Origin of the sequence: Candidatus Hinthialibacter antarcticus (assembly GCA_030765645.1) — a bacterium.
Lineage (GTDB): Bacteria > Hinthialibacterota > Hinthialibacteria > Hinthialibacterales > Hinthialibacteraceae > Hinthialibacter > Hinthialibacter antarcticus.
Genome location: JAVCCE010000076.1, coordinates 49,876 through 63,772 on the forward strand (window position 1 = coordinate 49,876; position 13,897 = coordinate 63,772).

Sequence of the window (13,897 nt, forward strand, 5' to 3'; positions counted from 1 at the left end):
CTGTTTTGTTTTTATTTAGACCTTTTAATTGAGGATACAACATGACCACTCATTGGACTCAAACAGCGCCCCGCCTATATACTATGTTATTGCTGTTGGTGATTGTTCCCCTAAACGCTTTTTCACTCGATGTTCCGCGCCCCAAAGCCGAATCGCCGCTGAAAACCCCGACCCCCGAATCGCCGTTATACACGCCAGCGCCCACGCCTGTCATGGAACGCATGGGGGAATATATTGTCAGCGAGTTGCCTCAAGGAGATCAGCCTCCGTTAATTGGTCTTCATCCCGTGAGGGGCGATCATGTTTATAAATGGAGAAATTCAAAAATTTATAAATTTGCAATAGATTGGTCTGTTACTGCGATATATCTAGTGCGTGAACATGATTTTAGTGATAAATGGGAGCATTCCCCATCATATATATATGATCTGGATACGTCGAAAACGATTCTCGATTGGACTGTTGCCCCTGGGGATTATTTTTATATGGCGACAAAGTATTTTGGAGTCTTGTTAGCCACTCCGGGCCATAGGGAACCCCGGCGCTTATTTAGCGTCTATTCTCCATCTATATGGGCGGTTTCATTTGGATCTCAGATTCCAGGCGCCGCTTTTGGTGATTTATTGGTTGCTCATAATCAAATTCGTACCAATAAAGAAGTTGATACGATTTCTGTTTTGACTCCTAGCAGTGAATCCCCGATGTTAACCCCAATTGTGCATGCCGAAAGTTTTGGCGGAGCAACGTTCAGTGATATGACAGCAGGTCACGATGGAAAACTATATATTCTCACTACGAACCCACCTTCCTTGTTGCGCTTGAATATTGATGGAAGCGTTGAAACGGAGTTTCTGCTTCCAATGATGCCGGATGCGGACAGCATCGTTTATGATAAAATTGCGAATGTTTTTTATGTTACGACGAAAACAAAGGCTCCATTACAGTTGTTCCGAATTGATCCCGTCGCGAGAGACGTCGAATTGCTTGCTGAAATGGTTGATACGGATTCGTCGCTTTCGATTGCTCCAATTGGAATGTTCGTTGTTGGAAACAAGTTTCGTTTTTATGAAAAGAGCAATATACCGACTCCAACGCCGGTTCCACCGACTGCGACGCCAACGGCAACGGCTACGCCAACACCCTTACCGTATCAAAATGTGAATAATGAATATGAGGCGGAACTATGGGAAGCGCCTGTGGTGACGACGGAAAGCGGAGACGCATTAGAATTTTTGGGCAAGGTTCCAGGGAGAGATTTGCACTTATATGCTGCTTTACTTCATCCTCCAGGAACGAATACGCCTTTGTATAATTTCTATTTGCTCAATGGAGATGACCTCGCTCAGCAGCTTGTTGGTGATCCTGCATATTCGTTTCAACTAGAATTTTATGACTATTTGAATTCAGATATCTGGATGCTTGACTCTAACAATCGGTTATATCTGTCTTCACGAGAAACGATTCGAACGTATGTGATAGAGCCGCTTCCATCAGAGAATACGTATACGATTGACTCCAGGAATATGCTGTTTCTTCCGGTTGCTGATTCATCACGAATCATTGGATGCGAACCGGGCGACGCCGTAGCGCTTCGTGATACGCTAACCATGAAAAATGCCTTTTACCGCATTTCTATTTCGCCGGATTCTGAAACGCCGATCGAATCTCCTTTAGTCGAACCTGCAATAATACCAACTCCGCATCCGTATTCTCAAAACAGGCTCGGTATAAGCACGTTTCCCAATCTTGAAATTATGGATGCGCTTGAAGGACCTGACGGCAAACTGCATGTACTCACAAACTATCCAGTAAAAATTCTCCGGCTCGAAGAAGATGGGCGGATCATAGAAGTAACGCACCATCTATTAGATACTTTTGCGTCGAAGTTTGTTTATGCGCCTGATGAAAAGTGTTTTTATGTTCTTGCTGGAAGAAGACCGAGACGGCTTTTGCGGGTGGATGATCGTGGACGCAATGAGATATTTATTTCAGAATTGGTTAGTAATTTTTATCACCCTTCGCTTGAATATCTTAATGACAAAACAATCTTGATTGATAAACACATCGCAATCCGCAAAAAACAGCAATTAAATGCGACGCCCACTCCCACGCCTCCTGTCCCCACGCCGCGGCCTGTGGCGGATTGGTTCGTCCTTGACGGCTTCGGCGGAATTCACACAACCAATCCAGAGATGCCGCGCCCGATGCTGCCTTACATTCCAACATTTAACATCATGCGCGACATCGAGCCTGACCCATTGGGGCGGGGATGGTACATGCTGGATGGATGGGGCGGCATCCACGCTTCGTCGCCGGATATGCCCATCCCGCGCGACCTGCCCTATTTCTGGGGATACGACATCGCCCGAAACCTGGAAGTCAAAAATACGCCGGACGGGTTAATGTTTTACTTGCTCGACGGCTTCGGCGTAGTCCATACCAATGATCCTGATTTTCAACATGGCTACTTGCCGTGGTTTGGCGAAGACCGCTTTGTCGACTTGGAGCCGGAACCCAACGGCGACGGTTGGATCGTCTTGGACAATACGGGGATGCTTTACTATAGTAACCGCATCGAGCCGGACAAACCGCTGTTTGTGAATAACATGATCCGGGTGCATTCGATCTCATCGTTTGTGCGTTTTTCCGATGAAACCACCGTTCTCATCGACCTGTGGGGCGGACGGCACACCAATTCCTACCACCCGGCGGCGAATGTGCTAGACGGCTTGTCTACTGATTTCTATTTCCCCGGTTGGGACATCGCCTGGGACATCGAACCGATCTACGAATGAAAATGTGATATAAAGAAGTTCCTCCCCCAAAGTTTGGGGGAGGATTAAGGTGGGGGTTGGTTTTTTTTGAAATGCGGAAAACGCTGTCGGCTTCGCCGCCTTGGCCTGCCACCCGCCAGGTGTTCGCGCTGCTTATCATTTGTGCGGGGAGGGCGAGGCTCCCGCCGAGCCGCGAAAATGAGAAAGGCTTTCGGTTTTATCCGGCTCACCAGGAGGTTCGCCCTCCCCATGACCAATGAAGGGGGATTATGGCGCAACGCGTTGCGCCCCTACTTAGCTGATATATTTTTGTTTCTCACCTGCCAGCCTGATCTACTTTGCACACCTAATCTACTTGAGATTTTCATTTTAGAAGAAAGCCGTTACAACGACTGAAATATTTGTTCAAGGGGATTGAATGAATTGGGGTTCTGATTACAATATGGCGTCAAGATTAATTGCTTTACGGTTGAGGTGCAGACATGGACAAGATCGAAGAAAAGAAGAAAATGGCCTTGTTGATGGATGTTTACGGCGGTTTATTAACCGACCGCCAGCGCGAGTTTTTAGACTTGCACTACAACGAAGACCTGTCGTACGGCGAGATTGCCGATGCACAGTCGATCTCGCGCCAAGCGGTGCATGACTCGATTCAGCACGGCAAAAAGGGCCTGTTTCGTTTTGAAGACGAACTCGGCCTGGCGGCGCAGTCGGTCGGAGAAGCGCCTTCGGCAAACGGCTCAGTTGACATCGACGCAATTCGCGAACAGGTAAGCAAAGTGTCTAAATTGGTTAACGATGACCTAATGTATGACATTGAGCCGATGAAACGCGCGGTTAGGCAACTGCAGAAATTGGTTGGGTAGTTTGTGTCATGTTGGGTAGTTTGTGTCATTGCGAGGAAGCGAGAGCGACCGACGCAATCTCACTGAACGATTTGGCAATCACCCCCCCCTCTTAGACCTCCTCCCACATTGGGGGGAGGGGAAATTTGTAGGGTGGGTTCTTATCTTGAAACACTGTATCGGTGGGCTGCTTCGCGAGCCCACCCTACCTTGGATTCATGTGAAGGCTCAGGATATCTGAACGGTTGATAGATACAGAAGCAACATCAGCGTAGCGAAGCCAAGCGATACGAAGTCTTGAGTTGAGATTGATCCCCCTTGGCGCTTTCAGCGCCATCCCCCCTTTTTAAGGGGGGCATTTTGACTTCAGAGGGGCCGTAGGGTGGGTTCTTAACCCACCATTTGCAATATATTGAAACACTGTATCGGTGGGCTGCTTCGCGAGCCCACCCTACCTTGGTTTCATGTGAAGGCTCAGGATATCTGAACGGTTGATAGATACAGAAGCAACATCAGCGTAGCGAAGCCAAGCGATAAGTTCCGAAGTGGGAACAAATTTAGAAAAGTTAATAAACACAAGAGCAAATATGTTTGATAGTTTACAGACGAGGTTTCAAGATATTTTCCGCAAGATCGCGGGCAAGCCTAAACTTGATGAGAAAACCATCAAAGAGGCGTTGCGCGAGGTTCGCCGCGCGTTTTTAGAGGCGGACGTTAACGTCCAGGCGACCAAAGAGTTTTGCGGGAAAATCGAAGAACGCGCTCTCGGCGTTGAAGTAACCAAAAGCCTGACCCCCGCGCAGCAGGTCATTAGTATTGTTAAAGAAGAAATGACCGCATTGCTGGGCGGTCAAGCAGAGACGCTTGACTTGCCGTCCGGCGAAGCGCGCATTATGTTGGTTGGTTTGCAAGGTTCCGGTAAGACCACCACTGCGGCCAAACTCGCGAAGCTGTTGGCGAGAAAAGGCCGCAAGCCGCTGCTTTGCGCGGGCGATATTTATCGTCCCGCTGCGATTCAGCAGTTGGAAGTGGTTGGCGGGCAGGTTGGCGTTCCCGTGTTTCAGATGGGAACCGACGTTGACCCCGCCAAGATTGCCGCTGAAGGTTCCCGCAAAGCGCGTAAAGAAGGCCTCGATACAGTCATCCTCGATACGGCGGGCCGATTGCACATCGACGAAGACATGATGGCCGAAGTGCAAAAGGTCAAACGCGAGTGGAAACCCACTCATATTATTCTGGTTGTAGACTCGATGGTGGGTCAGGACGCCGTCAACCAGGCGCAGCATTTTAATGCAGGTCTTGGTATCAGCGGCGCGATTCTGACCAAACTTGATAGCGATACGCGCGGCGGCGCTGCAATTTCGATCCGCCACGTGACCGGGCGTCCTATTTTGTTCGCGGGTATGGGCGAAAAATTGGACGACCTGGATTTGTTCCATCCAGACCGCATGGCTTCCCGTATTTTGGGCATGGGCGATATGCTCACCCTGATCGAGAAGGCGCAGGCGCAAGTCACCGAAGAAGACGCGCTCGCCATGCAGGAGAAGTTAGTCAACCAGACATTTACCTTCGATGACTTCTTAAGCCAGATACGGCAAGTTAATAATATGGGGGGCATTGGAAGCATGTTGTCTATGCTCCCCGGCATGGGCGCAATGGAGCAGCTCAAGCAAGTGAAATTCGGCGAAAACGACATGAAACACATCGAAGCCATGATTTTGTCGATGACGCAGACTGAGCGTTCGATGCCCAATGTCATTAATAGCAGCCGCAAGCGTCGAATTGCCCGAGGCAGCGGACGCACCATGCAAGAGGTCAACCGGCTTCTTAAGCAGTTTACCCAAGCCAAAGAAATGATGAGCATGATGGCGGGCGGTGGCGCGGCTGGCAAAAAGATGAAAAAGGGCAAAAAGCCCAAAATGAACAAAAAGATGATGAAGAAAATGATGAAAATGCGCGATATGTTTCCCGGCATGTAGCGCGAATATATCTTAGAATAAGCCATGTAAGGCAATAGAAAACAGGAGATTAAGAAATGGCCTTAAAGATGCGTCTTAAACGGATGGGCAAAAAGAACCTTCCATTCTACCGCTTGGTCGTTGTCGACCAACGCTGGCGCCGTGACGGCAAGACTGTCGCTGAAGTGGGTTGGTATGATCCCGTTAAGCAACCCGTCGAAATGGCGTTCAAAGAAAAGGATATCTATCGCTGGTTAGAAAACGGCGTGAAGCCTTCAGAAACCGTCTTGTCGTTGCTGAAACAGCAGGGAATCTGGTCGAAATTCAAATCAGGCGAATACAAAAACCTGACTGAAGACCAAATGGTAACCAATACCACGAAAATTGTTTCAAATGAAGAAGTTAAGAATCCGGGTTATAATGCGCCTAAGCCTAAGGTTGAGGCTCCAGTTGAAGCGGCGCCCGCAGCGAAAGAGGCTCCTGCAGAAGAAGCCCCTGCGGCTGAAGCGGCCCCGGCTGATGCTCCCGCAGCGGAAGAAACCGCCGCCGAACCCGAAGACGCACCGAAAGAAGAATCGCCTGCGTAATTGCAGAAAGTGTAAATGATGAAGGAAATACTGACATACTTAGCAAAATCGCTGGTGAAACATCCCGATGACGTACAAGTCGTCGAGAAAAAAGTCAGCGAAGGCGTTGTCGAATTGGCGCTCAGTGTGAACCAGGAAGACATGGGGCGCGTGATTGGGCGTAATGGAAAAACCGCCCGCGCGTTGCGCCAACTGGTTTCCGCCCGCGGCGCCGTCGATAACATCAAGACGCAAGTTGAGATTGTAGACAATTAATAGAACTGCGGCGTCTAGTATTTTGTCTTGACGCCAGAGGCATGCAATGACGTTGCGAAGAAAAAAGCCCAAGGTAGATTTACAAAAAATCTACCTTGGAAGAATTTTACGGCCTCACGCTCTGAAAGGTGAGGTCAAGTTGTCTCTATTTGGCTGCGATCCGATTATGCTGGAAGAACTTGAGTGCGTTTATGTGGACCAGTCAGACCGCGTTCTCAAGATCGAGTATATTCGGGGGACCGACAAAGCCCCCATTGTGAAATTCGAGGGCGTCAATAGTCGAGAAGGCTCTGACGCGCTTTATGGGCTCGTTCTCTGGGCGGAACCGGGGCAGTTGCCCGATTTGGAAGACGATTTCTTTTATGAAGCGGATTTTCTCTACGCGCAGGCGCAATTGCCCAGCGGTGAAGTCTTGGGCCGTATCGACCAAGTGATCGAAACCGGCGCGATAGATGTATTGTTGATCCGCACCAGCAATGGTGAAGAGGTTTTGATTCCAGCGACGCGGGAGTTTGTCCATGAAATTCGCCGCGAAGACAGCATCATCGTGGTCGACCCGCCTGAGCTAGACTGGTAAGCCCCATGCGAGTTGATATTTTAACCACGTTCGTGGAGATGTTTGTCGGCCCCTTTGATGAGAGCATTATCAAACGGGCGCGTGAGGCGGGGCAGGTTGATATCCGCATTCATAATCTTCGCGACTGGACCCACGACAAGCATCACAAAACTGATGACGAGCAATACGGCGGCGGCGACGGCATGTTGATGCTCGCCCAGCCTTTATTGGACGCAGTAAATGACCTCAAAACGGAGACGCAAGAGCATTCTCATGTCATCCTAACCACCCCGCAAGGCCGCATCTTTGAGCAATCCACGGCGGAAGCGCTTGTCAACGAATCTCATCTCATTTTCATCTGCGGGCATTACAAAGGCGTCGATCAACGGGTGATTGACGTGTTGCAGCCGGACGAACTCTCCATCGGCGACTTTATTCTCACTGGCGGCGAGTTGCCCGCGATGGTCATGGTTGACGCTGTGGTGCGATTGATCCCCGGCGTGGTGGGCAAGATGCAATCTGTCGAAGAGGATTCATTCACCAGCGGATTGCTCGACTGCCCTCGTTACACGCGTCCCCGTGAAATGGCCGGTCTCAAGGCGCCTGACGTACTCTTGAGCGGCAACCATGCGGAAATCGAAAAATGGCGCTTGCAGCAATCCGTCAACCGCACTGCCGAGCGCCGTCCTGACTTGTATCAGCAATGGCTGGAGCAAGCCGACCCGGCGGACAAAAAACGAATCGAGTTGCCATGACCGCTCCGATCTACACCGCCTTGCTTCATTATCCTGTTTATAAAAAGACTGGCGAAGTGATTACCACATCCATCACGCCGCTCGATTTGCACGACATCGCCCGCAGCTGCCACACCTTCGGCGTCAAAGGGTACTATGTCGTCAATCCAATGCACACCATGCAGCATCTCGCTAAAAAAGTGGTTGGATTTTGGCGCAGCGACTACGGCGCTCAATACAATCAGACCCGCACCGATGCGCTTTCCATCTGCCATATTGTCGATCACCTCGAAGACGGGATCGCAATGATTGAAAAAGAATGCGGTTGTAAGCCCATTCTGGTGGTAACCACTGCGAGAAAGCGTGATGATTCGGTCTCGTATTCGTCGCTGCGGGAGAGGATGAAAAACGACGACCGCCCTTACTTGGTTATGTTTGGTACGGGGTGGGGATTGATCGACTCGTTCCTGGAAAAATGCGACGTCATCCTAGAGCCGATCAACGGGCCGGGCGACTACAACCATTTGTCTGTTCGCAGCGCCGCAGCCATTATTTTAGACCGTCTTTTGAGCGAGCGCTAATCTTCTCTCATCTTACGAAAAACATGCAGATAGGTGTTTTTTTCTTTGCTAATAGCGTTTTGGACATATTCAAAGTTTTGATTGATAAAGTCTTCACAGAGTTCATTTTCTTTTTTTATATTGATATGACTGGGGTGAGGGTAGTTTCCCTGCTGAACGAGTGCGATGCCGTAGGGACGTAAAACCCGGTATATTTCTTTGATGGTTTTTAAGTAGACTTCATTCGGCAAATGTTCAGTAACATCAAAACAGGACACAACATGATATCGGTTTGACAAGTCAACATTTGGATACTGTATGTCGCTACAGCTGCTAGGCCATATTTGGGCCCGGTCGGGATAAGGGAACTGCTTTTGACACCAATCGATAGAGGCAACGCTAAAGTCGATCATGTGGACTGACTGGATGTTGGGGTATTTCTCTAATACCGTGCAAGCCGTCATTCCTAAATGGCAGCCAACTTCTAACCAATAGATGGGCGTATTGGGGATTTTGATTTCGGAAAGATATTTTAAGAGGCGCTTTTTGTAACCCGCCTTAATGGAATCTTCCCGAACTTCTTGAAAATTTCGGCTATCTACTTTGCAATGTTGCTGGTGATAGGCGTAGTCATACCATTCATGTGAATAAACGAAAGGATTTCCGCAGTAGGCGAGCACTTCTTGTGGAGTTACCTGATACTGAATTGCGAGCGCTTTGATCGACTCGCCCTTGAAGATCCGTTGTTTAATCTCTTCGGGGTCAACATCGTTTAACTGGTTCATTTGTTTATATAAAGGTCAATGTTTTTCGTAATTATAGCCAGTATAATTTGCAATTCAATTTAATTTTTGAATTGCTTCGATTAAAAGTTGTTCAGTAGGCTTTGAACCAGTGCCTTTTTGAGATATAATCACCGTCTTGTGCGCTCAAATCATAATTCTATTTGAGCCAACCGTTGGAGGACGAAACGATCATGGAACACCCAGGCCTTAAAGCATTTGAGGAAAGCCAACTCAAACAAAATCTGCCCCACTTTCAATCTGGCGATACCGTTCGCGTCAATACCCGAGTCATTGAAGGCGAAAAAGAACGAATCCAGGCGTTTGAAGGCGTCGTGATAGCCCGCGCAGGCGGCGGTTTAAGCGAAACCTTCACCGTACGCAAAATTTCATTCGGCGTTGGGGTCGAGCGTAACTTCCCAATTAACTCTCCCAAAATCGAATCGATTAGCGTCGTGCGCCGCGGTCATGTTCGCCGCGCGAAATTGTACTATCTGCGTGAGCGCGTCGGTAAAGCGACCCGCATCAAAGCGCGTCAAAAGAACTTGCGCGAAGATTTGGCGAAAATGGGCGTCGTGGCCAAAGTCGCCAAAGTGAAGAAGGCCAAAAAAGCCAAAAAGGCCGCAAAAGCCGCAGCAAAATAGTCGTACATTCTTATCTGATTTGACTTTTCAGGCCCTCCATTTTGTGAGGGCCTTTTTTATGCTTGGGGATTGGAGACCGATTCAAGGACGGCTTCCAATTGGCTGAGTGAGAAGGGTTTGCTGAGAATGGCTTTAACGATTAACGCGTCGCATTCTTCTTCCGACAGGTTATTTCCATAGCCGCTAGAGAGTATTGCCGGGGTTTTTGAAATCTTGCGTATCTCGGTTAGGCATTCGATCGCCGTCATATCGGGCAGGTTAAAATCAACAATCATAAAATCAAATTTATTGCTATTCGCCTGCATGGCTGCGATAGCTTCGCTTCCTGTTTTTGAAACTTCAACTTCACAGCCAAGCCGGATTAACATCATGCTGGCGACGTCAATGACCATTTCCTCGTCTTCGATTAGAAGGACTACATGGTTAGACACCATTTTCTCCTTAGAAGCAGACTCAAAGTTGTGTATAAAACGATTTTTTTTTATACAAGTATAAAAGGCTAATTATTTAGCAAGACCGATAGATTCTATCATTATTTGAGTCTAAGTTTAATTGCTTATTTATTACATTGTTGCTGATTTGCATTTATTTTTTATTTCTGGCGTATTATTATGATACATCCTCACAATTTAGGAGAGTCAATTGAACCAACCCGCCGTTGTTCAGTATGCCCTACGTGAACGTGCAGTTGAACTGCGCGAAGTCAAAACGCCTGAGATTCAACGCGGCCAAGTCTTGCTTCGCGTGGCGGCGGTTGGAATTTGCGGCACCGACGTCCATCAGTATTTGAATGAGCATAGCTGGCCCGTACAGATTCCAGTTGTGATGTGCCATGAGTTTAGCGGCGTGATTGAAGACGTGGGGCCGGGCGTGACCGAGTTCGCTCCCGGCGACCGGGTAGTGTCAGAGACGGCGGCGTTTATCTGCGGCGAATGTCATTTTTGCCGAACCGGGCAATATCACTTGTGCCCGCACCGCATCGGATTTGGGCAAGGAAAGAACGGTGGTTTGGCGCAGCTGGTCGAGGTGCCCGCCCGTTGCTTGCATCGAATCCCCAAATCGATTCCATTGAGCCAGGCGGCGTTGTGTGAACCGGCCTGCGTTGCCTACCATGCGGTTTCTCACCACGCCAAAATTCGCGCGGGGATGACCGTCGCGATTCTGGGCAGCGGCACGGTGGGCTTGCTTTGCGTACAGATCGCAAAACGTAGCGGAGCCAACCCCATTCTTTTGACGGGGCTTTCGCGGGATGAATCACGACTCAAATTGGGACAAAAACTTGGCGCGACGCACCCCGTGATGATCGACAAAGGGACGCTGCGCGAACAGGTGCGTGAAATCGGCGACGGCATGGGGCTTGAAGTCGTCATTGACGCCTCCGGCAGCAACACCTCGCTCAAAGACGCGATTGATATCGTTCGGCCCGGCGGTGATATTGTCCGCGTGGGCTGGGGGCCTGGTGCGTATAATTTCTCGCTGGATCCGCTTGTTCATAAAGAAGTGCGCTTGCAGGGCGCCTTCAGCCATAATTGGGAAATTTGGGAGCGCGTCATCAAAATGATGGCTTCTGGAAACATCGACGTCACCCCTTTGATTAGCGCTACGTTTCCCATTGAGCGCTGGCAGGACGGGTTTGAGCAGATGCACGATTCGACGGTCGTCAAAGCGATCATTGAACCGAATGGGCATATCGAATAAGGCGGAAATTTTTTCCTCTTTATAATCAATTTTCTTTATGCTTCTCTCCTGATCTCAATCGGGCGGCCTCTGTATTTTTATTCATAACTCTTTATTTATAAGATTATTACTCAACCTTCGCATTGGTTTTTTCTCTCCTCTCATCCAAATTGGAATGGCGCTTGCACATCCATTCATCGCATCAACTTATTTTGCATTGTGTGTAGTTGAACAAGAGGGCAGAGGAGACATATCATGGCGGATTTTTATTTGAATCCATTGGACACGGCGCCTGTTACCAGTTCGTCGCCGCCAATACGGAACCGGGTGGTTCCACCGCAGCCAGCGTCATTTTCCGAATTACTTGACCAAGCGTCTACCCAAGCGCCGTCGCCGATGTTGAAGCCGAATGCGTTGTTGACTCCCGCGACCGGCTCCGAACCGCTTATTCAACAAGCGCCTGTTGTCCGAAGCGAATCGATGGGCGAAGCGGCGCAAGAACGCTTCCAATCCGATGAAGAGTTAAAAAAGCAACTGGCGGATATATTGCCGCCCATGAGTAAGCCGGTTTCATCTGTGACCAGCACCGTGATTGAGACGGCGGCGAACCCCGCGCCGGGTCTTGAGATGGCGCCTGCGCAGAATGAACATCTGTGGGACGCGATCTACGAACCCAAGCAAGTGAATGACGTGTCGGTGCGTCCGGCAAGACCGGTTGAATACGTGTTCCAGGCGCCTGCCCAGAACCAGGCGGCAGCGAAAAACACGCCTGTTCTCAAGAGTGAACCTGTCGCGAATGAGGCCGTTGCGCCTGTCGTTGAAACGGCGCCTGTGGAAGAAAACTGGCAGCCAGTTGATTCAAACTATCGCGTACAGCGCGGCGATACCCTTTCGCAGATTGTTGTCGATACGCTGCGCGGTCAGCAGATTGATTTTTCTACCCGAGACATTTATCGCTTAGTGGGAGTGATGTCAAACGCCAATGAACTTTCAAACCCGAACCGGATTCTCGCGGGACAAAATCTCGACCTCAGCCCCATTCAAGAATTTGTGATTGCCCGTCGCGACTCCGATAAATCGGTCGCAATGAATACCGATGCGCAGATGCCAGCGAGCGGGCCGATTACTTCCGCCTTTGGAATGCGGCATCATCCAATTGACGGCGAATGGCGCCAGCACAACGGCATCGACATCGGCGTGCAAAATGGTACGCCGATTCAACCGATCCAAGATGGGACGGTTGTGTATTCGGGTGAACAAAGCGGTTACGGCAACGTCGTCGACGTTTCACACGGAGACGGTTTGGTCTCGCGCTATGCGCATCTTTCAGAGCGTTTTGTTGAAGCGGGCGATCAAATTCGCGCCGGGGAAACGGTCGGTCTCTCCGGTCAAACTGGAAATGCAACCGGGCCGCATCTTCATCTCGAAGTCATGCGAGGCGGCCAACCGGTAGACCCGATGGGCTTTTTACCGATGCAATCCATCGCACAACGATGAATATTTTGGTACAAGTACGAAAAACGAAAAATCGTTTCACCGCTTTTTTCCCCAATATGGGGGAGATCACAAAGGCAATGTCATTGATTTAAAAAGGGGCGAGCCCAAGGCGTCGCGAAGCGACGGCAGCCCTATTGTTTGAATGTATTCGCTTTGTTTATACTATTTTGAAATCCCCCCGGCGCTTTCAGCGCCACCCCCCTTAAAAAGTGGGGCGAAAAGCCCTGACTCCGTACATTAAACCGATGGCATTGGATTTATCCTTCCAGACTATTTTTTATCCACAAAAAACTTGGCAGGCGTGGGGGCATCTCTGTGAGCGCCTGTGCAATCGGGCCTGATAGCCTGCACTTGTACCCACGCCTGGGCAGATTGCTTCGCTGTACCCGCAATGACGCGGCGCTTCACCCTTGCCTTCATCTTTACCAGCGCACATGAACTGAGTATGGTTTTGGTTCGATCCTGTTAATACTTTGCATAGAAAGAACCAAAACTTCAATGTCGCATTTTTTCCCGCAAAAAGACTTCGCGCCCACTCGCGTACCCTTATCCAATGATGCAATCCTATGGCAAGGGGCGCCGTCGGGCCGGACGGTTCTGCCTTCCATTCTTGTATGCTTGCTTTTCGGTTGGTTGATTGTTCCTATTTGGTTTACCTACCGAATCTGGTTGAAGCATTCGAGTACAGAATATCTGGTCACGCAGCGCTATGTACAAATCCGCAATGATTCTTTCGACAAAGTAAACCGGATTTTAGAAATTTATCGCGTCCGTTCGGTCGAAGCGCAATCCTCTAGTTCCCCCGGCAAACAAGACGTGATTTTCTATCCCACGGATGATTACACCCCGCCTGTGCGTTACGTTGGCGTCGAAATCAGCGATGAAGAATTGCGGCGCATCAAAGACGCGATTGACGCGACCCGCGAAAAGAAGCGCGTCGCCGCAATCAGTTTGCCTGTTTTAGGGTAGTTGCGCGGGCCCTCTCTTCCTATCATTTGTTCTATGGATTGTGATATTCTAAATCATCT

The 13,897-nt window shown here is 49.5% G+C and carries 13 protein-coding genes and 1 pseudogene; 12 read left to right on the forward strand and 2 right to left on the reverse strand.

Annotated elements, in window-relative coordinates:
- The first annotated feature begins 755 nt into the window (after window positions 1-755).
- The 8 genes from P9L94_19970 to P9L94_20005 all read left to right on the forward strand — a co-directional run bounded on the left by P9L94_19970 (window position 756) and on the right by P9L94_20005 (window position 8,290).
- The gene (locus P9L94_19970; GenBank protein MDP8246372.1) at window positions 756-2,795 is read left to right on the forward strand and encodes a hypothetical protein; all 2,040 of its coding nucleotides are present in this window, start codon (window positions 756-758) and stop codon (window positions 2,793-2,795) included.
- Window positions 2,796-3,256: 461 nt separating this feature from the next.
- Window positions 3,257-3,640 (forward strand): sigma factor-like helix-turn-helix DNA-binding protein, encoded by a 384-nt coding sequence (locus P9L94_19975; protein ID MDP8246373.1) that lies wholly within the window; start codon window positions 3,257-3,259, stop codon window positions 3,638-3,640.
- Window positions 3,641-4,206: 566 nt separating this feature from the next.
- On the forward strand, window positions 4,207-5,598 hold the full coding sequence (ffh, locus tag P9L94_19980; GenBank protein ID MDP8246374.1) for a signal recognition particle protein: 1,392 nt from the start codon (window positions 4,207-4,209) through the stop codon (window positions 5,596-5,598).
- A 56-nt stretch (window positions 5,599-5,654) separates the two neighbouring features.
- Complete coding sequence (rpsP, locus tag P9L94_19985) at window positions 5,655-6,164, forward strand: 30S ribosomal protein S16 (GenBank protein ID MDP8246375.1); 510 nt, start codon at window positions 5,655-5,657, stop codon at window positions 6,162-6,164.
- A 15-nt stretch (window positions 6,165-6,179) separates the two neighbouring features.
- Window positions 6,180-6,419 (forward strand): KH domain-containing protein, encoded by a 240-nt coding sequence (locus tag P9L94_19990; protein ID MDP8246376.1) that lies wholly within the window; start codon window positions 6,180-6,182, stop codon window positions 6,417-6,419.
- Between the two features lie 46 nt (window positions 6,420-6,465).
- A complete protein-coding gene (gene rimM / locus P9L94_19995; GenBank protein MDP8246377.1) occupies window positions 6,466-6,996 on the forward strand; it encodes a ribosome maturation factor RimM in 531 nt (176 codons plus the stop codon).
- 5 nt (window positions 6,997-7,001) lie between these two features.
- A complete protein-coding gene (gene trmD, locus P9L94_20000; GenBank protein MDP8246378.1) occupies window positions 7,002-7,730 on the forward strand; it encodes a tRNA (guanosine(37)-N1)-methyltransferase TrmD in 729 nt (242 codons plus the stop codon).
- Window positions 7,727-8,290: an RNA methyltransferase gene (locus P9L94_20005; protein ID MDP8246379.1), complete on the forward strand. Its 564-nt coding sequence runs from the start codon at window positions 7,727-7,729 to the stop codon at window positions 8,288-8,290. Before trmD ends, P9L94_20005 begins: the two co-directional genes overlap by 4 nt.
- Here the strand turns inward: P9L94_20005 and P9L94_20010 are convergent.
- On the reverse strand, window positions 8,287-9,054 hold the full coding sequence (locus P9L94_20010; GenBank protein ID MDP8246380.1) for a class I SAM-dependent methyltransferase: 768 nt from the start codon (window positions 9,052-9,054) through the stop codon (window positions 8,287-8,289). The two genes, P9L94_20005 and P9L94_20010, sit on opposite strands and share 4 nt — an antisense overlap.
- A gap of 191 nt (window positions 9,055-9,245) precedes the next feature.
- On the opposite strand from P9L94_20010, the pseudogene rplS reads away from it, so the two are divergent.
- Window positions 9,246-9,587 (forward strand): annotated as a pseudogene (gene rplS, locus P9L94_20015) (50S ribosomal protein L19).
- A 164-nt stretch (window positions 9,588-9,751) separates the two neighbouring features.
- Here rplS and P9L94_20020 read toward each other — a convergent pair.
- Complete coding sequence (locus P9L94_20020; GenBank protein MDP8246381.1) at window positions 9,752-10,129, reverse strand: response regulator; 378 nt, start codon at window positions 10,127-10,129, stop codon at window positions 9,752-9,754.
- 208 nt (window positions 10,130-10,337) lie between these two features.
- Here P9L94_20020 and P9L94_20025 point away from each other — a divergent pair, with 208 nt between their 5' ends.
- The 3 genes from P9L94_20025 (at window position 10,338) to P9L94_20035 (ending at window position 13,838) form a co-directional block, all read left to right on the forward strand.
- Window positions 10,338-11,393 carry a zinc-binding dehydrogenase gene (locus tag P9L94_20025; GenBank protein MDP8246382.1) on the forward strand — a complete coding sequence of 352 codons (1,056 nt, stop codon included), beginning with the start codon at window positions 10,338-10,340 and terminating at the stop codon, window positions 11,391-11,393.
- Window positions 11,394-11,627: 234 nt separating this feature from the next.
- Window positions 11,628-12,869 carry a peptidoglycan DD-metalloendopeptidase family protein gene (locus P9L94_20030; protein MDP8246383.1) on the forward strand — a complete coding sequence of 414 codons (1,242 nt, stop codon included), beginning with the start codon at window positions 11,628-11,630 and terminating at the stop codon, window positions 12,867-12,869.
- A gap of 498 nt (window positions 12,870-13,367) precedes the next feature.
- Window positions 13,368-13,838 carry a hypothetical protein gene (locus tag P9L94_20035; GenBank protein MDP8246384.1) on the forward strand — a complete coding sequence of 157 codons (471 nt, stop codon included), beginning with the start codon at window positions 13,368-13,370 and terminating at the stop codon, window positions 13,836-13,838.
- Window positions 13,839-13,897 lie beyond the last annotated feature (59 nt).

What these genes read in the sequence shown, in the direction of transcription:
- P9L94_19970 (MDP8246372.1), top strand. Translation starts at nt 756, where the DNA reads ATGACAGCAGGTCACGATGGAAAACTATATATTCTCACTACGAACCCA.
- trmD (MDP8246378.1), top strand. Translation starts at nt 7,002, where the DNA reads ATGCGAGTTGATATTTTAACCACGTTCGTGGAGATGTTTGTCGGCCCC.
- ffh (MDP8246374.1), top strand. Translation starts at nt 4,207, where the DNA reads ATGTTTGATAGTTTACAGACGAGGTTTCAAGATATTTTCCGCAAGATC.
- P9L94_19990 (MDP8246376.1), top strand. Translation starts at nt 6,180, where the DNA reads ATGATGAAGGAAATACTGACATACTTAGCAAAATCGCTGGTGAAACAT.
- P9L94_20030 (MDP8246383.1), top strand. Translation starts at nt 11,628, where the DNA reads ATGGCGGATTTTTATTTGAATCCATTGGACACGGCGCCTGTTACCAGT.
- P9L94_20005 (MDP8246379.1), top strand. Translation starts at nt 7,727, where the DNA reads ATGACCGCTCCGATCTACACCGCCTTGCTTCATTATCCTGTTTATAAA.
- P9L94_20010 (MDP8246380.1), bottom strand. Translation starts at nt 9,054, where the DNA reads ATGAACCAGTTAAACGATGTTGACCCCGAAGAGATTAAACAACGGATC.
- P9L94_20035 (MDP8246384.1), top strand. Translation starts at nt 13,368, where the DNA reads ATGTCGCATTTTTTCCCGCAAAAAGACTTCGCGCCCACTCGCGTACCC.
- P9L94_19975 (MDP8246373.1), top strand. Translation starts at nt 3,257, where the DNA reads ATGGACAAGATCGAAGAAAAGAAGAAAATGGCCTTGTTGATGGATGTT.
- rimM (MDP8246377.1), top strand. Translation starts at nt 6,466, where the DNA reads ATGACGTTGCGAAGAAAAAAGCCCAAGGTAGATTTACAAAAAATCTAC.
- rpsP (MDP8246375.1), top strand. Translation starts at nt 5,655, where the DNA reads ATGGCCTTAAAGATGCGTCTTAAACGGATGGGCAAAAAGAACCTTCCA.
- P9L94_20020 (MDP8246381.1), bottom strand. Translation starts at nt 10,129, where the DNA reads ATGGTGTCTAACCATGTAGTCCTTCTAATCGAAGACGAGGAAATGGTC.